This window comes from Streptomyces sp. NPDC044921, assembly GCF_056432865.1.
The window spans coordinates 208,639-229,071 of the sequence record NZ_JBWKIF010000008.1; the positions used below are offsets into that span (position 1 = coordinate 208,639).

Below are 20,433 nucleotides of genomic sequence, written 5' to 3' on the forward strand. Positions count from 1 at the left end.
AGGGACTTCTCGAACCTCTTCCCCTCGGCCGTAAACCCGCCGCCGTTCAGGTGGCGGTGGGAGGTGCATGGGGGTCGTCTCCTCGCCAGGAGGCGACCCCCGCACCTGCGTTAACCCCTCACGGAGGCACCTATGGGGCGTTATGTCGCACGGCGACTGCTCCAGATGATCCCGGTGTTCATCGGGTCAACCTTGATCATCTTCTGCATGATGTACGCCCTGCCCGGCGATCCCGTCCGGGCGATGATGGGGGATCAGGCGTACGACCCGGCGGTGGTGGCGAGCATCAAGAAGGATCTCGGCCTTGATCAGCCGCTCCTTCAGCAGTACATGAACTACATGATCGGGTTGGTTCAGGGCGACTTCGGTACCCAGGTCGCCAGTAAGCAGCCCATCGCGGACATCATCGCCGGTGCGTTCCCGGTGACCCTCCGGCTGACGCTCTTCGCCTTCACCTTCGTCACGCTCGTGGGTGTCGGCCTCGGTGTCGTCGCCGGCCTGCGCCCCGACACGCTGCGGGACCGCGGACTGCTGACGCTGACGCTGGTCCTGGTCTCGATGCCGTCCTTCGTGCTGGGCTTCCTGCTGCAGTACCTGTTCGCGTTCAAGTGGCAGGTCACCACGCCCACCGTGACCGACACGACGGACTTCGGCCAGCTCGCGCTGCCGGCCATCGTGCTGGCGTCGCTGTCCCTCGCCTACGTCGCCCGGTTGACCCGCACGTCGATCGCGGAGAACCTGCGTTCCGACTACATTCGCACCGCCGTGGCCAAGGGGCTGCCGCGCCGCCGTGTCATCGGTGTCCACCTGATGCGCAACTCGCTGATCCCCGTGGTCACCTTCCTCGGTATCGAGATCGGCAGCCTGATGACCGGAGCCATCGTGACCGAGGGCATCTTCAACGTGCGGGGTGTCGGCTTCGAGGTCTACGAGGCGCTCACCCGGCGGGAGGGCGCCACGGTCGTGGGCATCGCCTCGCTGCTGGTGCTCATCTACCTCGCCGCCAGCCTGATCGTCGACCTGCTCTACGCGGTCCTGGACCCGAGGATCCGGTATGCCTGACAAGACCGTTGAGAAGAAGGTCGACGCCCTTCCCGGCGACACCGTGAGCACCGCGGCCGTTGTCGTGGCCGACGCCGGCCCCGCTCCCGAGAAGGCCCGCAGCCTGTGGTCCGACGCCTGGCACGACCTGCGGCGCAACCCGCTGTTCCTGGTCTCGGGCGTGCTGATCGTGTTCCTGCTGGTGATGGCGGTCTGGCCGGGACTGTTCACCAGCGCCTCCCCGCGCGACGCCGACCTGGCCAAGCACTACCTGGGCAAGCCGAACTGGGGACACGTCTTCGCCGCCGACTGGTTCGGCTACGACGTCCAGGGCCGTTCGATCTACGCCCGCGTCGTCTACGGCGCCCGCGCCTCGATCAGCGTCGGTGTGGGCGTCACCGTCGCCGTCACCATCCTCGGCACGGTCATCGGCATGATCGCCGGCTACTTCGGCGGCTGGACCGACACCCTGCTCTCGCGGATGACGGACGTCTTCCTCGGCATCCCGTTCCTGCTCGGCGCCCTGGTGGTCCTCAACTCCTTCGACGACCGCACCGTGCCGGTCGTCATCATGGCTCTCGCCTTCCTCGGCTGGACCCAGATCGCCCGAGTCGCCCGTGGTGCCGTGATCACCATCAAGCAGTCGGACTACGTGGTGGCCGCGAAGGCGCTCGGCGCATCGACAAGCCGGATCCTGCTCCGGCACATCCTGCCCAACGCGCTCGCGCCCATCATCGTCGTGGCGACCATCGCGCTCGGCGGCTACATCGCGGCCGAGGCCACCCTGTCCTTCCTGGGCGTGGGTCTCGGCGACACGGCGGTGTCCTGGGGCGGCGACGTGGCGCGAGGACGTGAGCAGCTGCGCATCGCCCCGCACACCCTGATCATCCCGTCGGTGATGGTCTCGATTACGGTGCTCTCGTTCCTGATGTTCGGCGATGCGGTGCGCAACGCCCTCGATCCCAAGATGCGCTGAGGGAGGCGTACGTGACCATCATCGATGAAACGGCCGAGTCTCCGGCGCCGGACGGCTCGGGAGATCCGGGCCGCCCGCTGCTCGAGGTCCGCGACCTGCACGTGGAGTTCCACACCCGTGACGGGGTCGCCAAGGCCGTCAACGGCGTCAACTACTCCGTCGCCGCCGGTGAGACGCTCGCCGTGCTCGGCGAGTCCGGCTCCGGCAAGTCCGTGACCGCGCAGGCGATCATGGGCATCCTCGACATGCCACCCGGTCGTATCCCCAAGGGGGAGATCCTCTTCCGCGGCCAGGACATGCTGAAGATGTCCAACGAGGAGCGCCGCAGGATCCGCGGCAGCAAGATCGCGATGATCTTCCAGGACGCGCTGTCCTCGCTGAACCCGGTGCTCTCCGTGGGCTACCAGCTCGGCGAGATGTTCCGCGTCCACCAGGGCCTGAGCAAGAAGGACGCCAAGGCCAAGGCCATCGAGCTGATGGACCGCGTGAAGATCCCGGCAGCCAAGGAGCGCGTCAACGACTACCCGCACCAGTTCTCCGGCGGCATGCGCCAGCGCATCATGATCGCGATGGCGCTCGCCCTGGAGCCGGACCTGATCATCGCCGACGAGCCGACCACGGCCCTCGACGTGACGGTCCAGGCCCAGGTGATGGACCTGCTCGCGGAGCTGCAGCGCGAGTACAACATGGGCCTGATCCTGATCACCCACGACCTCGGCGTGGTCGCCGACGTCGCGGACAAGATCGCCGTGATGTACGCGGGGCGGATCGTGGAGACCGCCCCCGTGCACGAGCTGTACAAGAGGCCCGCGCACCCGTACACCAAGGGGTTGCTGGACTCGATCCCACGCCTGGACCAGAAGGGCCAGGAGTTGTACGCGATCAAGGGCCTGCCGCCCAACCTGCTGCGCATCCCGCCCGGTTGCGCCTTCAACCCGCGTTGCCCCCAGGCCCAGGACGTCTGCCGTACCGACATCCCGCCCCTGCACCCTGTCACCGAGCGGGACGGCACCGAGCTGGCCGGCCGCGGCTCGGCCTGCCACTTCTGGAAGGAGACGATCCATGGCTGAGCTCAGCAAGACCGACGAGCCGCAGGACGCCACTCCCAACGTCTCCGAGGTCGAGGTCGTCGACGCGCACTCCGAGTCGGAGGCGGTCGCGGCGGTCGAGGCGCCGGTCGAGCGGGGAGAGCCGATCCTGCAAGTGCGGAACCTGGTCAAGCACTTCCCACTCACCCAGGGCATCCTCTTCAAGAAGCAGGTCGGGGCGGTCAAGGCGGTCGACGGCATCTCCTTCGACCTCTACCAGGGCGAGACGCTCGGCATAGTGGGCGAGTCCGGTTGCGGCAAGTCCACGGTCGCCAAGCTCCTGATGATGCTGGAGAAGGCGACCGCCGGCGAGATCTTCTACAAGGGCCAGGACATCACCAAGCTGTCCGGGCGCGCGTTGAAGGCCGTACGCCGCAACATCCAGATGGTCTTCCAGGACCCGTACACCTCGCTCAACCCCCGTATGACGGTGGGCGACATCATCGGGGAGCCCTTCGACATCCACCCCGAGGTGGCCCCGAAGGGCGACCGGCGTCGCAAGGTGCAGGAGCTGCTGGACGTCGTCGGCCTCAACCCGGAGTACATCAACCGCTATCCGCACCAGTTCTCCGGCGGCCAGCGCCAGCGCATCGGCATCGCCCGCGGCCTGGCACTGAACCCCGAGATCATCATCTGCGACGAGCCGGTATCGGCCCTGGACGTCTCCGTCCAGGCCCAGGTCATCAACCTGATGGAACGACTGCAGGACGAGTTCAACCTGTCCTACATGTTCATCGCCCACGACCTGTCGATCGTCCGGCACATCTCGGACCGGGTCGGGGTCATGTACCTCGGCAAGATGGCCGAGATCGGCACCGACGAGCAGATCTACGACCACCCGACGCATCCCTACACCCAGGCGCTGCTGTCGGCCGTCCCGGTCCCCGACCCGGAGTCCCGTGAGGGCCGCGAGCGGATCATCCTCACCGGCGACGTCCCGTCCCCGGCCAACCCGCCCTCGGGCTGCCGCTTCCGCACCCGCTGCTGGAAGGCCCAGGACAAGTGCGCCCAGGAGGTGCCCCTCCTGGCCATCCCGGAGCACTTCCAGGGCGAGGACACCCCGGCGGCCCACGAGTCGGCCTGCCACTTCGCCGAGGAGAAGGACGTGGTCCACGCGGCCTGATCGTCTGCCACAGGGCTGGTCCCCCACGCCGTTCGGTGCTGGAGCCAGCCCTTTCGGCATGGGCGGGAGGGAAAGCCCCACCGCCCTCCGCCGTACACGCGGACGCCGCTCAGTGCTGCGTGGGCACGGGCGATGTAGGACAGCGTGGCGGGAGTCGTCCTGCCGGCGTCCGCCTCCTCGGCCACGGCACTGTGCAAGGCGGACGCCGTCCGAGCGGCGCTACCGGGTTCGCCGGCGGCCGGTGCGCCGAGACGCCCAGGCCGCCCAGGGGTGAGGCCAGTACGGCGGTCCCCACCCGGGGGACCTCAAGCGACCGTGCCAGACGGTTGACCGGGCCTCCTGCTTCGACCAGCGTCTCCAGCACGCTCGAAACCCCCTTGCCCGCCACCACCGCCGCCGCCTGGGAGAGTCGGTAGTCGTGGTGGACACGACCACGTCGTCTGACAGGGACGTCACAGACGCGGGCGTGGCGTCGTCTGCCCGCCCCAGGCGTCAGCACCCCGGCGACCCGAACATCAAGCAAGCGCATCGCAGACGCGCCCGACATGCTCAGCTCCAGTGCGACGACCGATCGCTCCTGGGCAAGGGTGCTTCCGCCGGGAATAATTCCGGGTCCGGTCGGGCGATCTGCAAAAGGGCCCGGAGAGCCTCGTCCGCGGCGACGGGCACGGCCTCCGTGCGGAAGACCGTGCTGCGGCTGAGCGTCACGGCGCAGATGATCGGCGAGTCGGGGGAGTCGAGGCGCGCGGCGGGCAGCGCCAGGTGCTCACACAGATGGTCCGCGCCGGGCGCTTGGGCAGGGTCGTCGGCGGAGCCGACGGGTGCGACCAGCCCGAGGGCGACGTACTCCGCGTCCGGTATCTCGGCCGCCCGCAGCCGGCTTTCGGGCCAGGCTGTCCCCCGGCTGCCGCCGTTCACCACGCCTCCCGCACGTTCGGTCCCCACACATCCTCCCGAGGCCCGTGCACAGCCCACTGCGGTCGTACGCCTTCCGGCACCTCGGCCTGCGCCTCCTCGACCGGAAGATCGGCCGTGGTGCCTGCCCCCGGCCGGCAGCGCTGGACGGCAGTGAGTGGTAGTGCCGATTCGAGTCGGGCGGTGGCCACCGCTGCCAGCCGTGCCGCCGCAGTATGCGCCCTGAGCAGGGCTTCTGGATCCAGGGGCGAGGACAGGAAGGTTTGGATCTCGTCCGCCAGCCGCTTCGCACACGCGACAGCCCGTGACGTGGTGGTACTCACGACTGACAGAAGGGCCGCCCAGAGGCGCCCGCTGTGAGGAGAGCCCAGGAGTATGGACGCCGTGACGGCCGAGAGGCCGGGGCGAGGCCCCACCAGCGGAACAGTCACGGCGATCTCGGCCCGCTCGTGTTCCGGTCGTGGGCTCGCGGCACCGGTCGCTTCCGCACTGTCCACGCCGTGAGGACGACACGCTGGTCCCGCCCGTCGGCGGCGACGGCACGACTGAGGGGTGAGCCGGTGAGCGGAGCGGTCATCAGGGTTACGGCCAGAGAGGCCGGGCCGTCGGCCGATCCACGAAGCCGCCCGCGGGGCACAGCCGGTGCGTTGACGTGTCGGCCACGCCGGGTTCAGTTGGGCGGCGCAGCTAGAGGCCGAGAGTGTGGGTGCGCGGATGCCGCCGGGGAGGCGGTGGCTGTTGTGCGGGGCGTAAGCACACACATGCGCATCAACTGCGTTAACACCCAGGCAACTTCACCGACCCGGTCCCGATATACGGACGCGCCAGGCTGGTCGCCGTACGGCCGTGCGGGTGCCGTAGACGGGCCGGGGCGCGCCATGTTGCCCCGGCCCGTCGCCGTGTGCTCAGCGGGTCGTGATGCCGAGGGAGCGCTTGAGGAAGTCCACCTGGAGCAGCAGCAGGTTCTCCGCGACCTGTTCCTGCGGGGTCATGTGCGTGACGCCCGACAGGGGCAGCACCTCGTGGGGCCGGCCGGCGGCCAGCAGGGCCGAGGACAGGCGCAGGGCGTGGGCGACCACGACGTTGTCGTCGGCGAGGCCGTGCACGACCATCAGGGGGCGGTGCGGCTCGGCGGGGGAGGCGAGGCCGTCCTCCGTGACCAGGGAGCTCCTGGCGTAGGCGTCCGGCTGCTCCTGCGGCGTGCCGAGGTAGCGCTCCGTGTAGTGGGTGTCGTACAGGCGCCAGTCGGTGACCGGCGCGCCCGCGATCCCCGCGTGGAAGACGTCCGGGCGGCGCAGCACCGCGAGTCCCGCCAGCCAGCCGCCGTAGGACCAGCCGCGGATCGCCACCCGGCCCAGGTCCAGCGGGTAGCGCTTGGCCAGGTCCTCCAGCGCCGTCACCTGGTCGTCCAGCGAGACGGTGAAGTCCCTGTGGATCGCCTTCTCCCAGGCGGGGGAGCGGCCCGGCGTGCCGCGTCCGTCCGCGACCACCACCGCGAAGCCCTGGTCCGCGAACCACTGCGAGGTGAGGTGCGCGTTGTGGGCGGCGACGACCCGCTGCCCGTGCGGGCCACCGTACGGGTCCATGAGCACCGGCAGGGGGGTGTCACCGGCGTAGTCCCGAGGCATAAGCACGGCGCACGGGATGCGGTGTGCGCCCCCCTCGGTCAGCGCCACGCGGGGGGACATACCGGGATCTTCCGCATGACAACGGATCGTCAGGGTCGGTTTTCCGTCGCGCAGGACCTGTGCACGCGTGCCCGGCCGGTCGAGCACCGCCGACACCAGCACGGTCACGCCCCCGGCGCGCACCGCCGCGTGCACGCCCGGCTCGCGCGACACCCGCTCCAGGCCGAGTTCGTTCACCCGGTACACGTGCACCTGACCCGTCTCCGGCTCCGCCGCCTCCTGGCCGGCCGACGCCGAGACCAGCACGTCGTCGCCGGTGACGTCCAGCACCGCCCTGACGTGCAACTGCGCTCCCGTCAGCGGCCGTTCACCGACCGCCAGCACCCGCGCACCGCCCTCGTCCGCGATCCGGACCAGCTGTCCGGAGGGACTCCAGCACGGCACCCCGGGGAAAAGATCCAGCCATGTTCGATCTTCATCGGCGTGCACCATCCGGGTCGCGCCCGACTCCGGGTCCACGGCCAGGATCAGCTGGCTGCGCTGGTCGCGCGCCTGGACCAGCAGCAGCGGGGCGCCCGCCGCTGACCAGTGCACATGCGCCAGATACGGGTAGCGCGCCCGGTCCCAGGCGACCTCCGTGCGCACCCCGTCCAGCCCGATCACGAACAGCCGGACCTCCGCGTTGCCGGTGCCCGCCGCCGGGTACGGCACCCGCTGCGGCTCCCGGTCCGGATGCGCCGGGTCGGAGATCCACCAGCGCCCCACCGGCGTGTCGTCCACGCGCGCCACGAGCAGCCGGTCCGACTCCGGAGCCCACCAGAACCCCCGCGAGCGCCCCATCTCCTCGGCGGCGACGAACTCGGCGAGACCGAATGAGACATTCTCCGACTCCGGCTCCGCGAGCGCCCGGTCACCGTCCCCCTCCGCCTCCACCACGCGCAGGGCGCCCCCGGCGACGTAGGCGAGGTACCGCCCGTCGGGCGACGGGCGCGGGTCGATCACCGGCCCGGGCACCGCCACCTCGCGCGCCGTCCCGGCCCGCAGTTCCGCCGTGAAGAGCCGTCCTGACAAGGCGAAAGAGGCCAGCTCCACGGCCGCGTCCGTGGCGTACCCGACGATGCCGGCGCCGCCCTCGCGACTGCGCTCGCGCCGCGCCCGCTCCTCGGCGGAGAGGTCCTCCGAGGCACCTCCCAGCAGAGCGCGCGGGTCGGCGGCCAGGCGTTCGCCGCCCTCCTGCGGGTCGAGGACCCACAGCGAACTCGCCCGGTCCGTACCGGAACCGGAGCGCAGGAACACGACACGGGAACCGTCGGGCGCCACACTGAACGAACGCGGCGCGCCGAGCGTGAAGCGCTGGGTGCGGGCGTGCCGTCGGGGGAAGGAGTCAGCCTCGGTCGTCATGCCCTGACCATATTGGCCATGCGCCCCCTTGTGCGGCCGTGCGCCGATCGATGCGCACGGACGGATAGTTATGATCAATGTCGCATAGTGGGTATGAACCTGCTGGCCGCTGTACGGATTTGATGCCCCCATAGTCCGACCCCCCGCGCCCTCGTGGATCTTTGGAGGTGAGCCGCCGTGGCACTCTCGATTTCGGCGGTGGTGCTGCTGGCGATCATCGTCTTCCTGCTGATCAAGAAGTCAGGGTTGAAGGCGGGGCATGCGATCGTCTGCATGCTGCTGGGCTTCTATCTCGCCTCGTCGACCGTCGCTCCCACGATCAACGAGCTGACGACGAACATCGCGGGCATGATCGGCAGCATCAAGTTCTGACCGTCGCCGGACCTCGTAGGGTGGGGTCCATGACGGAACAGCCCGGCCGTCGTCTGCTGCTGGTGCACGCGCACCCGGACGACGAGTCGATCAACAACGGCGCGACCATGGCCAGGTACGCGGCCGAGGGTGCCCACGTCACCCTGGTCACCTGCACCCTCGGTGAACGCGGCGAGGTCATCCCGCCCGAGCTCGCGCACCTGAGCGGCGCCGCCCTGGGCCAGCACCGCCGCAACGAGCTGGCGGCCGCCATGGCCCTGCTCGGCGTCCGCGACGTCCGCCTGCTCGGCGGCGCCGGGCGCTACAGCGACTCCGGAATGATGGGCCTGCCCGACAACGGCGATCCGGCGTGCTTCTGGCAGGCCGACGTCGACGAGGCCGCCGCCCACCTCGTCGCGGTGATCCACGAGGTACGCCCCCACGTCCTCGTCACCTACGACGACAACGGCGGCTACGGCCACCCCGACCACATCCAGGCCCACCGCGTCGCCATGCGCGCCGCCGAACTGGCCGCCGAGACCGGCTGGCGCATCCCGAAGGTCTACTGGAACCGGGTTCCCCGGCCTGTTGTGGAGGACGCCTTCGCCCGGCTCCGGGAGGACCTGCCCGGCACCCCCTTCACCAAGGCCGCCGCCGTCGACGACGTCCCGGGCGTGGTGCCCGAGGAGCGCATCACCACCGTGATCGACGGCACCGCGCACGCCGCCGCCAAGGCCGCGGCGATGCGCGCCCACGCCACCCAGATCACCGTGGCCGAGCCCTACTTCGTCCTGTCCAACGAACTCGCCCAGCCGATCCTCACCACCGAGTACTACGAGCTGGTGCGCGGCGAGCGGGGCGCCGGTGAGCGGGAGACGGACCTGTTCGCAGGGATCGGGGCGGACCTCCTCGCCGGCGTCGAGGAGGCGTCATGAGCGACCGCGGCCCGCTGCTCGCCCAGCCGGTGCGGCCCCCGTCCGCCGGACGGGCCGCCGCCCTCCTGGGGTTCTTCGTGCTCGGAGCCGTCGTCGGCACGGCCGGGGCGCTCGTGCAGCCCGGGTGGTTCCCGGTCGGCCCGATCCTCGCGCTCGCCGGCGAGGCCGGGCTCGTCCTGGGCGCCGCGCGCCTCACCCGCAGCCGCTCCGGGGGCGTCGCGGCCGCCGTCGGCTGGATGCTCTCCGTCGTCCTGCTCAACCCCAGCCGCCCCGAGGGCGACTTCCTCTTCGCCGCGGTCAAGGGCTCGTACCTCTTCCTCGTCGGCGGCTTCATCGTGGCTGTGATCTGCGCCACCCTCCACCCGGGACGGCAACCGGACGGCGGCCCCGTCCGACTTGGCAAGTGACGTACCGGTTCGCCGGGACGCGCCCCTGGGGGTCCGGTGTGAGTTTCCCCAGCGGTCCCGAGATACCGGTGAGAAGTGGCCAGTATGGTGGTGGCGCCGCCGAGCTGCCCGCGTGAGGTTGTGACGGGCGGCGGAGCCAACCGGGAGAACCTGCCTTGAGTCGTGAAACTGACACTCCGTCCTCCGGGCCCAACGGGCGCGGCGGAGCCGCCTACCCGTCGGGCACGCCGCCCTACGGCACCCCGGCGGTCTCCAGTGACGGCACGGACGCGGGCCGTTCGGCCCCGCGGCCGGAGGAACGCAAGACCGAGACCACGCTGACGACCCGGATCCGGATCAACATCCCCGGATCACGGCCCATTCCGCCGGTGGTCATGCGCAAGCCCGTCGCGGAGGCGGACGCTCCCGCCGGTACGGACGCGCAGGGGCAGTCGCCCTCGGCGCCCGGCGCCGCGGCTCCCCGGGGCGCGGGCGCGCCCCAGGGCTCTGGCTCTGGCTCTGGCTCTGGAGAGTCTCCCGCCGAGGACAGGCCGACCAGTGACTGGTTCGCGCCGCGCAAGTCCGGCGCCGGTGCGGGCGGTCAGGGCGGCGGCTCCGCCAACGGGGCGGGTCTGCCGGGCGGTTCCGCTCCGGCGGCCGGCGGTTCCGGTACGGGCGGCCCCGGTTCGGGTGCGTCCGGCCCGTCCGCGTCCGGTGGGGCGCGCCCGGGTGCCGCGCGGCCGGGCGGCGTGGTCGGCTCCATGAGCGCGCCGGGCGGCTCCCGGTCCGGCGGCACGAACGGCGCGGGCCTCCCGGGCGGCGCGACCGGCGGCCCCGTCGCACCTGGGCACGGCGGCGGCACCGGCTCCTTCGACGTCACCGAGGCGCTGGCGGCGGGTCCGCTCGGCAACGGCTCACGCGCCACGCCGGGCAGCGGCGGCGGCGAACCGCGCCGTGACGACCTGCCGTACCTCTCCGACCACGGCGGCGGCCCGAACACGGCCAACGGCTTCCACGAGCCGGGCACGCCCGGCACCGGCGCGCAGGGACCGGCCGGCCCCACGGGCGGGCCGGTGACCGGAGACGGACCGATGGTGCCGCCGGCGGGCGGTCCCGGCGGGACCGGGGCCTACAGCGAGCCCGGCGGGCCCGGTGGCCCGGGTGGTTCCGGCGGGCCGGGTGGATTCGGTGGCGAGCAGGGCGGTCCCGGCGCGCCGAACGGGCCGGGCGGCCCCGGTGCGTTCCATGAGCCGAGCGCTCCGGGAGGTCCCGGTGGCCCTGGCGCGTCCGGTGTCCCCGGTGGCTTCCACGCGCCCGGTGGCCCTGGCACGCCGGGTGGCCCCGGTGGCTTCCACGCGTCCGGTGGTCCCGGTGCCCAGGGCGGCCCCGGCGCCTTCGACGAATCCGGCGGCCCCGGCTCCGCCAGCGGCTTCGGCCACCCCGGCGGCCCCGAGGCGTTCGACGACCCCGGTCGCCCGGCCGGCCCCGGAGCCCCGGGCGCCTTCGACGACCCCGGTCGCCCGGCCGGCCCCGGAGCCCCGGGCGCCTTCGACGACCCCGGCCGATCCGGCGGCCCCGGTGGCATAGGCGGCGGCCCCGCCGGCCCCGGTGCACCCGGCGGCACCGCCGGTCCCGCGGGCCCGGGCGCCGCGGGCCCGGGGAGCGGCCTGAGCGACGACACCGCCATCCTCACCCCGCAGAAGCCCGCCCCCGAGCCCTCGGACGGCCCCGGCTACGGCCCCCGGCACGACAACGTCTCCGGGCACACCGTCACCAGCGGCATGCCCGTCGTACAGCCCGGCGCGGCCTCCCCGTTCGGCCCGGGCGCGCCCGGCGACGGACCGGCGCCGCACACGGCCCCGAAGCTGCCCGAGCCGGTCTCGCCGCCCCCGGCGAGCTCCGCCAAGGCGCCCAGGAAGAAGGGCCGCAACAAGCTCGTGCTGCTCGCCGCGGGCCTGGTCGTCGCCGCCGGCGGCCTCTACGGCGCCGGCCTGCTGATGAACCGCACCGACGTGCCCAAGGGCACCACCGTGCTCGGCGTCGACATCGGCGGCACCACCCGCGACGGCGCGGTCAAGAAGCTCGACGAGGCCTTCGACGACCGCGTCGGCAAGGAGCTGAAGCTGTCGGTGGGCGGCAGGACGGTCGCCCTGGACCCGGACAACGCGGGCCTGCAGTTCGACATGGACGCCACGGTCGACGCGGCGGCCAGGAGCGACTACAACCCGGTCTCCGTGATCGGCTCGCTGTTCGGCAACCACCGGGTCGTCGCCCCGGACATGCCCGTCGACGAGGAGAAGCTGCACGCCGCCCTGGAGAGCGCGGCGGGCGGCTCGGGCGCGTCCACCGACGGGACGATCGAGTTCAAGGGCGGCAAGGCCGTCCCCGTCTACGGCAAGCCGGGCACGGGCGTCGACCTGGCCAGGTCGACGAAGGCGGTGGAGGAGGCGTACCGCGCCCAGGTGGAGACCGGCGCGGCCGGCACGGTGAACCTGCCGACCACCACACGGCAGCCGACGGTCTCGAACGCCGAGGTGGACCGGGTGCTCAAGGAGATCGCGCAGCCCGCGATGTCCGACCTGGTCACCGTCCGCACCGACGCGGCCCACAGCATCGACTTCGGCCCGGTCTCCCTGCCGAAGATCCTCAGCTTCAAGGCCGTCGACGGCAAACTCGTGGACACGTACAACCTCGAGGCGCTCCAGGAGGCCTACGGCCAGACCTTCGAGGGCGTGCAGATCGAGGGCGCGAGCGGCAAGCGGGACGTCACGCCGCAGGACGTCGTCGCCGCGCTGCGCACAGCCCTGCGCGGCAAGACGCCCGAGGAGCGGATCGGAGTCATCGACACCAACCCGAACTGACCTCCGGCCGCCCGCCGTACGGGAGAGCCCCCGCCCGAGCCGCGCGGGGGCTCTCCCGTCCCCGGTCGCCCCACGGGCATGCCGACACCTGTCACGCGCCGTCGCGGACGCCCGGCCTGCCCGCGCCACCCCGCCCGCGGCCGCGCTGTCCGCAGGGCGGTCCGGCGGTGGGCCACCCGCGCGGAAGCGGCCCGCGTGGCCCGGGACGCGGACCGGCCGCAGGACGCGCCCAGGGGCGTCAGTTCAGCATCGCCCGGGCCACCGACGCCTCCCCCCGCACCCGCTCCGCGGCCGCCTCGTCCACGGCCCCCACCACCTCCGCGTAGGCCTCCAGCTCCGACGCCCCACCCAGGAAGTCCCCCCGCCGCACCAGCAACTGCGCCCGCTCGTACCGCAACCGCGCCGGATGCGACGGCAGCAGCAGCGACAACTCCACGGCCCACAACGCCACGTCCGACCGCTCGGGCCGGGCCGCGGCCCACGCCCGCACGTTGTTCAGGATCCGCAGCACCACGTCCAGCGGGTCCGCGGGGCGCAGCATCGCCGGCTCCAGCCCCGCCCCGGTCGCCCCGGCCACCAGCAACTCCGCGTCCGCCCCGCTCAGCACCCGCCCCCCGTCGAACGGATCGGCCAGCACCTGCCCCTCCTCGGGCCCGAACCCGACCACGAAGTGCCCCGGCAGAGCCACCCCGTACACCGGCGCCCCCGCCCGCCGCGCCACCTCCATCCACACCACGGACAGCAGGATCGGCAGCCCTCTGCGCCGCCGGAGCACCTCGTGCAGCAGCGAGGACTCCAGGCGCCGGTAATCGGCCGGGGTGCCGTGGAAGCCCAGCCGCTCACCGAGCAGCTCCCGCAGCGCCACCGCCCACGCCCGCGGCCCCCCGGGCCGGAACGGCAGCAGCCCGGCGAGCCGGTCCAGCTCGACCTGCGCGGCGTCCAGGCCCGCCTCGTCCAGCTCCCGGTCGGCCTCCGCCCCCACCAGCAGGCACAGGGTCGACAGGTCGGGCCGCTCGGACCGGGCCTCTTCGGCGAACCGCCGCCGCAGCTCGGCGGAACGCCCGGGGGAGGGGGGATACGGGGGTCGCATGGCTGGCTCGTGCCCTCTCACGCCGCTCGGTCGCCGGCCGGTGCGCCGCCGGCGTCCGGCGCCCGGTAGTGGTGGTAGGCGTGGTGCGCGGCGAACCCCATCCCGGCGTACAGTGCCCGCGCTCCCGCGTTGTCGGCCTCGACCTGGAGCCAGGCGGCGGACGCGCCCTCGTCGAGCGCCCGCCGGGCCAGCGCGGCCATCACGGCCGTTGCGAGCCCCCGGCGCCGCAGCGCCGGATCGACCTCGACGGCGGCGAACCCGGCCCACCGCCCGTCGACCACGCACCGCCCGATGGCGGCCGGCTCCACCCGCCCGGGCACGGTCGCGAACCACACCGACGGCCCGCTCCCCAGCACCCGCAGCGCCACCTCGCCCGCACCCTTGCGCCGGTACCGGGAAAGCCACGCCTCGTCGACCTGCCTCGACAGCTCGACCCCGGCCGGGTCGCCCAGGTCGGCGATCGGCGCCAGCGGTCCCACCCACAGCTCGGCGGTCACCTCCCGCACCCAGCCCCGTGCCTCCAGCTCGGCGCAGAGCACCTCCTGCGCGCCCTCGGCGCCGGTCGCCGTCTGCACGTAGGCGGGCAGCCCGCGCTCGCCGTACCAGCGGCGCACGGCGGCGAGGGCCTCGTCCAGAGGGACGCCGGGATCACCGAGCGGCAGCACCGAGTTGGCCCGCCGGGTGAACCCGGAGGCGGCCCGCAGCTCCCAGTCGCCGAGCCGCTCGCGCTCCACGGGCCGCCAGGCCCGCGCGGCGACCCGGGCCAGTTCCTCGCAGGAGGCGGCCGGACCGCGGCGACGCGCCGGAGCGGCGGGTACGACCTTGCCCGCGACCAGCGCGGATTCCGCTATGCGGACGCTCTGGCCACTCTTCTGTGTGATCAGCAGCACACCGTTGTCCCATGATGTGAGAACACCGACCGTATCGGTGAACTTCTCTCCCGGGGCACCATGTTCGATCAAGCTCCGGACGGAGACCCGTTTGCCCACGTCAGCAGCGGTGATACGGACCTCCAGTCGCCCGGCGGCAGAGATTTCCACAGGTCAGTTCACCCCTCCTGTTCGGATCATGCCCAAGAACGGAGATACTAGGGGCGGGCATCGACGACGCCGCGCTCCCGCGCGCCAGGCGGCGGAGCCTGAGGAGGCCCGCCAGCGCCCTATCGAGGAGGAACGACAGCGTGACCTACGTCATCGCGCAGCCTTGTGTCGACGTCAAGGACAAGGCGTGCATCGAGGAGTGCCCGGTCGACTGCATCTACGAGGGCCAGCGGTCCTTGTACATCCACCCGGACGAATGCGTCGACTGCGGGGCCTGCGAGCCGGTCTGCCCGGTCGAGGCCATCTTCTACGAGGACGACACTCCCGAGGAGTGGAAGGACTACTACAAGGCGAACGTCGAGTTCTTCGACGAGCTCGGTTCGCCCGGCGGCGCCAGCAAGCTGGGGCTGATCGAGCGGGACCACCCGTTCGTCGCCGCGCTGCCGCCGCAGAACCAGTAAGAGCGGTCCGCGCCAGCGCCGCCTCGGTCCCGTACGGCCCGATCACCCGTTGATCGCCGTACGGGACCGAGGCGTTCGCCGTCACCCGGCTCGTACGGACCAGAAAGTGAGCCAGAACCCGTGTCCGCAGTCTCCGACCGCCTCCCGGCCTTCCCCTGGGACAAGCTGACCCCGTACAAGGCCACGGCCGCCGCCCACCCGGACGGCATCGTGGACCTGTCCGTCGGCACCCCGGTCGACCCGGTGCCCGAGCTGATCCAGAAAGCGCTGGTCGCGGCCGCGGACTCGCCGGGCTATCCGACCGTCTGGGGCACGCCCGAGCTGCGCGACGCGATCACCGGCTGGGTCGAGCGGCGCCTCGGCGCCCGGGACGTCACCCACCGCCACGTCCTGCCGATCGTCGGCTCCAAGGAGCTCGTCGCCTGGCTCCCCACCCAGCTCGGGCTCGGGCCGGGCGACCGGGTGGCCTTCCCGCGCCTGGCCTACCCGACCTACGAGGTGGGCGCCCGCCTGGCCCGGGCCGCGTACGAGGTCTACGACGACCCGACCGAGCTCGACCCCGAGGGCCTGAAGCTCCTGTGGCTGAACTCGCCGTCCAACCCCACGGGCAAGGTCCTGGACAAGCAGGAGCTGACCCGGATCGTCGCGTGGGCCCGCTCGCACGACGTCCTGGTCTTCTCCGACGAGTGCTACCTGGAGCTGGGCTGGGAGGCCGACCCGGTCTCGGTGCTGCATCCGGACGTCAACGGCGGCTCCTACGACGGCGTCGTCTCCGTCCACAGCCTGTCCAAGCGCTCCAACCTGGCCGGCTACCGCGCGGCCTTCCTGGCCGGCGACCCGGCGGTGCTCGGCCCGCTCCTGGAGATCCGCAAGCACGGCGGCATGATGACGTCCGCGCCGACCCAGGCCGCGGTCGTGGCGGCCCTCGGCGACGACGAGCACGTGCGCGTGCAGCGCGAGCGCTACGCCGCCCGCCGCACGCTGCTGCGCGAGGCTCTGCTGGACCACGGCTTCCGCATCGAGCACAGCGAGGCGAGTCTGTACCTGTGGGCGACGCGCGGCGAGTCCTGCTGGGACACGGTGGCCCACCTCGCCGAGCGGGGGATCCTCGTCGCCCCGGGCGACTTCTACGGCCCCGCGGGCGCGCGGTTCGTCCGCGTGGCCCTGACGGCGACGGACGAGCGGGTGGCGGCGGCCGTACGGCGTCTGTGACCGCTGCCCCGGTCCATGACGAAGGGGTCCGGGGAATTTTCCCCGGACCCCTTCGCGTGCGCGCCGCGGTGTCAGCCGACCGGCAGGCTCTTCACCGGCAGCGAGTCCGCGGACGGCACGCCGCCCTTGGCGAGGGAGTCCGTCGGCAGACCGCCCTTGGCGGAACCGGCGGTCTCACCGACGAGCTGCCCGGCGGAGCCCGCCGTGTCACCGGCCGCCTTCTGCGCCGCCGGCGTAGCCTTCTTGACCGCCTTGCCGCCGGTCTTGCCCGCGGCCGGCACCGCCTTCTTCACGGTCTTGCCGCCGGTGTCACCCGCGGTCTCGGTGACGTTCTGAGCCGCGCCGTCGACGGTGTTGCCGACGTTCGCCCCGTCCAGGGCGGTCAGCCCACCGAGGTTCGGGGTGGCCGGCAGTTCGGGCGCCGCACTGGCGGAGCCGGCCGCACCGACCCCGGCAGCCGCTCCCGCAGCGACGATCAGCGCGGCACGGGCGATCCGGCGGGTCAGGGGGAGGGACATGGTGCTCCTTCGACGGAGAGAACAGTGAGGTTCGTGAAGTGTCCGACCCGGTCCGGTAGTTGATCGACTGGCTGTTGATCGCCCCGGCTCGGACGCAGTGACTACCGCTCGAAGCCCGCGAAGGTTGCGGCACCGCAACGTAAAGAGTTGGTAATGCGTCGCATTATCGGCTGCGGATAAAAACGGGCAAAGAGGCTCCTGCGCGAAAGCCCGCCGAATCCTTCCCCCCTGTGTTTCCAAGGGATTCCCCCGAGTGAGGGACGACGGGTCGAAAGCCCGCGCACACCGTCGCCGCGCGATGCCCGGGTAATCCCCTGGGGTGATTCCCCGTACCCCTGCGCGATCTAGCGCATCGTGACGATCCGGACCGCGTCCGCGGTCCGCTCGGCTCCCGCCGTGCCCTTGGCCGAGGCGGTGCGCCACTCGCTCGCGGTGTTCCCGGCGACCCACTCCCGGCCCGCGTACGTCACCCGCGCGATGTGCAGCTCGGAGGCGTTGGCCACCGCCCAGTGCGCCAGCTGCCAGCCGCGCCGCTCCGGATCCCGCCCGCCCGCGGCACTCGTGTCGCCGCCGGCCACCGGCAGCGTCACCGTCCGCCCGCCGGAGCCACCCGTGGCGCTCGGGGACGGCGCGGCCGGGGCCGCGGACGAGCCGTCCACCTCCGCACCGGCCGGTGCCAGCACGTCGCGGCCGAAGTCGCGCACCAGCGCGGCACGCACCCCGTCCGGGCCCGACGCCCGGGTCGCGGCGGGCCGTCCCTTGCAGGTCAGCGTGGCCGCGGACTGACCGGTCAGGGCCGCGGCGAGCAGCGCGGCGTCCGGCTCGTGCTTGGCGTAGGCCTGCGGGAAGCCGCTGCGCTGCACGCGCTGCGCGGCGACGGTCAGCGGCAGCCGCGTGTACCCCGGGACCTTGACCAGGTGGTCGTAGAACTCGCCCGCCGAGTACGTCGGGTCCATGATCTCCTTCGGCGTGCCCCAGCCCTGCGAGGGCCGCTGCTGGAACAGGCCGAGCGAGTCACGGTCACCGTGGTCGATGTTGCGCAGGGCGGACTCCTGCAGGGCGGTCGCCAGCGCGATGGTCACGGCCCGCTCGGGCAGACCGCGCGCGGTGCCGACGGCGGTGATCGTCGCCGCGTTCACGGCCTGCTCGGGGGTGAACTCGTACGAGGCCCCGTCGCCCTTGCCGGAGACGACTTTGCAGCCGGGACCGCTCGCGCCCCCGGTGATGTACTGCACGACGAGGTAGCCGGCGACCGCGAGCAGGGCCACGAAGGCGGCCCCGCATCGGAAGAGGCGGCCACGACGCTTGGGAGAGGACGGCTCTGGCACGCCGTACAAGGTACTGGAGAGTACGCGGTGGTAGGAGCCGGGTGGGGAAGGTGCGCGCGGGGCCCGGCACGTTAGGGTCGACGGCATGGCCGACACCTCCCTTGACCTCACGCTGGACGCCGCGGAGCTGACCGCCCGGCTCGTCGACTTCCGTTCCGAGAGCGGCACCGAGAAGCCGCTCGCGGACGCGATCGAGACCGCGCTGCGCTCGCTGCCCCACCTGACGGTCGACCGGTACGGCAACAACGTCGTCGCCCGCACGGACCTGGGCCGCGCCGAGCGGGTCGTCCTGGCCGGCCACATCGACACCGTCCCGATCGCGGACAACGTGCCCTCCCGGCTCGACGAGGACGGCGTGCTGTGGGGCTGCGGCACCTGCGACATGAAGTCGGGCGTCGCGGTGCAGCTGCGCATCGCGGCCACCGTCCCGTCACCCAACCGCGACCTGACCTTCGTCTTCTACGACAACGAGGAGGTCGCCGCCGAGCTCAACGGTCTCAGGCACGTCGCCGAGGCCCACCCCGAGTGGCTGGCGGGCGACTTCGCGGTCCTGCTGGAACCCTCCGACGGCCAGGTCGAGGGCGGCTGCCAGGGAACGCTGCGGGTACTGCTGAGGACCACCGGCGAGCGGGCCCACTCGGCGCGCGGCTGGATGGGCTCCAACGCGATCCACGCGGCGGCCCCGATCCTCGCCCGCCTGGCGGCCTACGAGCCGCGGTGGCCGGTCATCGACGGCCTGGAGTACCGCGAGGGCCTGAACGCGGTCGGCATCGCCGGGGGAGTGGCCGGCAACGTCATCCCCGACGAGTGCGTGGTCACCGTCAACTTCCGCTACGCGCCCGACCGCACCCCCGAGGAGGCCGTGGCGCACGTCCGGGAGGTTTTCGCGGACTGCGGGGTGGCGGAGTTCGAGGTCGTCGACCACAGCCCCGCCGCGATGCCCGGGCTGTCCCACCCGGCCGCGAAGGCGTTCATCGAGGCCGTCGGCGGCACCCCGATGCCGAAGTACGGCTGGACCGACGTCTCCCGCTTCTCGGCCCTGGGCGTCCCGGCGGTCAACTACGGCCCGGGCAACCCCCACTTGGCGCACAAGCGGGACGAGCGCGTGGAGGTCGCGAAGATCCTCGCGGGCGAGGAGCGCCTGCGGCGCTGGCTGACCGCCTGATCGCGCCCCGGGCCGTTCGTGTTTACGGCGCTCCAACGCGGACATGCTCACGTCCCTCGTTCGTAACCCGCGTGGATCTACGCTGAGGTGGAAAGACAGGCACGACGGAGGGAGCGCACATGGCGACCGGCAACCCCGAGGGGAAGAAGCAGCCGCCCCAGGAGAAGCGCCAGGGGCCGGTCCTCCGGCGGCGGGACCAGGCGCAGGGCAGCACCTCCGACCAGCGGCTGCTGGACGAGCGAGCCCCTTCCGACTGGGTCCACACCGACCCCTGGCGTGTGCTGCGCATCCAGTCGGAGTTCATCGAGGGCTTCGGAGCGCTCGCCGAACTCCCGCCCGCGATCAGTGTGTTCGGCTCGGCCCGGACCCCCGCGGACTCGCCCGAATACGACGCGGGCGTACGGCTGGGCCGAGGGCTGGTGGAGGCGGGCTTCGCGGTCATCACGGGCGGCGGCCCGGGCGCGATGGAGGCGGCCAACAAGGGCGCCCTGGAGGCCAAGGGCATCTCGGTCGGCCTCGGCATCGAGCTGCCGTTCGAGCAGGGCCTGAACCCGTACGTCGACATCGGGCTCAACTTCCGCTACTTCTTCGTCAGAAAAATGATGTTCGTGAAGTACGCGCAAGGCTTCGTGGTCCTGCCCGGCGGCCTCGGCACCCTCGACGAGCTCTTCGAGGCCCTCACCCTCGTCCAGACCCAGAAGGTCACCCGCTTCCCGATCGTCCTGTTCGGCACCCAGTACTGGGGCGGCCTGGTGAACTGGCTGCGGGACACGGTGATCGCGCAGGGGAAGGCGGCGGAGAAGGACCTGCTGCTGTTCCACGTGACGGACGACGTGGACGAGGCGGTGGCACTGGTGTCCAAGGAAGCGGGCCGCTGACGCCGCCCCCGGGGCCAGGGGGCAGCCCTCCTGGTC

18 protein-coding genes are annotated in these 20,433 nt (G+C 72.4%); 12 read left to right on the plus strand and 6 right to left on the minus strand.

The features are described from left to right. Positions 1–132 precede the first annotated feature (132 nt). Genes AC07DA_RS15225 through AC07DA_RS15240 form a run of 4 tightly spaced genes read left to right on the plus strand, consistent with a single transcriptional unit; the run spans position 133 to position 4,228 of the window. Entirely contained in the window at positions 133–1,062 is a 930-nt protein-coding gene (locus AC07DA_RS15225; RefSeq protein WP_479128200.1) for an ABC transporter permease, read from the plus strand. Then, positions 1,055–2,017 carry an ABC transporter permease gene (locus tag AC07DA_RS15230; RefSeq protein ID WP_479128202.1) on the plus strand — a complete coding sequence of 321 codons (963 nt, stop codon included), beginning with the start codon at positions 1,055–1,057 and terminating at the stop codon, positions 2,015–2,017. Before AC07DA_RS15225 ends, AC07DA_RS15230 begins: the two co-directional genes overlap by 8 nt. 11 nt (positions 2,018–2,028) lie before the next feature. Continuing rightward, positions 2,029–3,087, plus strand: a complete 1,059-nt coding sequence (locus AC07DA_RS15235; protein WP_479128204.1) for an ABC transporter ATP-binding protein — start codon at positions 2,029–2,031, stop codon at positions 3,085–3,087. Continuing rightward, positions 3,080–4,228 (plus strand): ABC transporter ATP-binding protein, encoded by a 1,149-nt coding sequence (locus tag AC07DA_RS15240; RefSeq protein ID WP_479128206.1) that lies wholly within the window; start codon positions 3,080–3,082, stop codon positions 4,226–4,228. The genes AC07DA_RS15235 and AC07DA_RS15240 overlap by 8 nt, the downstream gene beginning before the upstream one ends. Before the next feature lie 549 nt (positions 4,229–4,777). Here the strand turns inward: AC07DA_RS15240 and AC07DA_RS15245 are convergent. Both AC07DA_RS15245 and AC07DA_RS15250 read right to left on the minus strand, forming a co-directional pair. Beyond that, the gene (locus AC07DA_RS15245; RefSeq protein WP_479128208.1) at positions 4,778–5,173 is read right to left on the minus strand and encodes a hypothetical protein; all 396 of its coding nucleotides are present in this window, start codon (positions 5,171–5,173) and stop codon (positions 4,778–4,780) included. 875 nt (positions 5,174–6,048) lie between these two features. Next, on the minus strand, positions 6,049–8,172 hold the full coding sequence (locus AC07DA_RS15250; protein WP_479128210.1) for a S9 family peptidase: 2,124 nt from the start codon (positions 8,170–8,172) through the stop codon (positions 6,049–6,051). A gap of 177 nt (positions 8,173–8,349) precedes the next feature. Between AC07DA_RS15250 and AC07DA_RS15255 the strand changes: the two genes are divergently transcribed. The 4 genes from AC07DA_RS15255 (at position 8,350) to AC07DA_RS15270 (ending at position 12,705) form a co-directional block, all read left to right on the plus strand. Further along, the gene (locus AC07DA_RS15255; protein ID WP_030842840.1) at positions 8,350–8,544 is read left to right on the plus strand and encodes a hypothetical protein; all 195 of its coding nucleotides are present in this window, start codon (positions 8,350–8,352) and stop codon (positions 8,542–8,544) included. A 29-nt stretch (positions 8,545–8,573) separates the two neighbouring features. After that, positions 8,574–9,458, plus strand: coding sequence for an N-acetyl-1-D-myo-inositol-2-amino-2-deoxy-alpha-D-glucopyranoside deacetylase (gene mshB / locus AC07DA_RS15260; protein ID WP_479128212.1), 885 nt, complete (start codon positions 8,574–8,576; stop codon positions 9,456–9,458). Next, positions 9,455–9,865, plus strand: a complete 411-nt coding sequence (locus AC07DA_RS15265) for a DUF6113 family protein (protein WP_479128214.1) — start codon at positions 9,455–9,457, stop codon at positions 9,863–9,865. Before mshB ends, AC07DA_RS15265 begins: the two co-directional genes overlap by 4 nt. Before the next feature lie 155 nt (positions 9,866–10,020). Continuing rightward, on the plus strand, positions 10,021–12,705 hold the full coding sequence (locus AC07DA_RS15270; protein WP_479128216.1) for a hypothetical protein: 2,685 nt from the start codon (positions 10,021–10,023) through the stop codon (positions 12,703–12,705). Positions 12,706–12,943: 238 nt separating this feature from the next. On the opposite strand, the gene AC07DA_RS15275 is transcribed toward AC07DA_RS15270, so the two are convergent. Both AC07DA_RS15275 and AC07DA_RS15280 read right to left on the minus strand, forming a co-directional pair. Then, complete coding sequence (locus AC07DA_RS15275; RefSeq protein WP_479128217.1) at positions 12,944–13,795, minus strand: transglutaminase family protein; 852 nt, start codon at positions 13,793–13,795, stop codon at positions 12,944–12,946. A 17-nt stretch (positions 13,796–13,812) separates the two neighbouring features. Beyond that, entirely contained in the window at positions 13,813–14,835 is a 1,023-nt protein-coding gene (locus tag AC07DA_RS15280; protein WP_479128219.1) for a GNAT family N-acetyltransferase, read from the minus strand. Between the two features lie 140 nt (positions 14,836–14,975). On the opposite strand from AC07DA_RS15280, the gene fdxA reads away from it, so the two are divergent. Both fdxA and AC07DA_RS15290 read left to right on the plus strand, forming a co-directional pair. Further along, positions 14,976–15,296 carry a ferredoxin gene (gene fdxA / locus AC07DA_RS15285; protein ID WP_003973842.1) on the plus strand — a complete coding sequence of 107 codons (321 nt, stop codon included), beginning with the start codon at positions 14,976–14,978 and terminating at the stop codon, positions 15,294–15,296. Positions 15,297–15,416: 120 nt separating this feature from the next. Next, positions 15,417–16,508: a bifunctional succinyldiaminopimelate transaminase/glutamate-prephenate aminotransferase gene (locus AC07DA_RS15290; RefSeq protein WP_479128222.1), complete on the plus strand. Its 1,092-nt coding sequence runs from the start codon at positions 15,417–15,419 to the stop codon at positions 16,506–16,508. Between the two features lie 71 nt (positions 16,509–16,579). Here AC07DA_RS15290 and AC07DA_RS15295 read toward each other — a convergent pair whose 3' ends face one another. Continuing rightward, positions 16,580–17,026 carry an ATP-binding protein gene (locus AC07DA_RS15295; RefSeq protein WP_479128224.1) on the minus strand — a complete coding sequence of 149 codons (447 nt, stop codon included), beginning with the start codon at positions 17,024–17,026 and terminating at the stop codon, positions 16,580–16,582. Between the two features lie 344 nt (positions 17,027–17,370). Next, complete coding sequence (locus tag AC07DA_RS15300) at positions 17,371–18,354, minus strand: VldE C-terminal domain-containing protein (RefSeq protein WP_479128226.1); 984 nt, start codon at positions 18,352–18,354, stop codon at positions 17,371–17,373. 85 nt (positions 18,355–18,439) lie between these two features. On the opposite strand from AC07DA_RS15300, the gene dapE reads away from it, so the two are divergent. Further along, the gene (gene dapE, locus AC07DA_RS15305) at positions 18,440–19,519 is read left to right on the plus strand and encodes a succinyl-diaminopimelate desuccinylase (RefSeq protein WP_479128228.1); all 1,080 of its coding nucleotides are present in this window, start codon (positions 18,440–18,442) and stop codon (positions 19,517–19,519) included. A gap of 119 nt (positions 19,520–19,638) precedes the next feature. Beyond that, positions 19,639–20,397, plus strand: a complete 759-nt coding sequence (locus tag AC07DA_RS15310; protein ID WP_479128230.1) for an LOG family protein — start codon at positions 19,639–19,641, stop codon at positions 20,395–20,397. Positions 20,398–20,433: the final 36 nt, after the last annotated feature.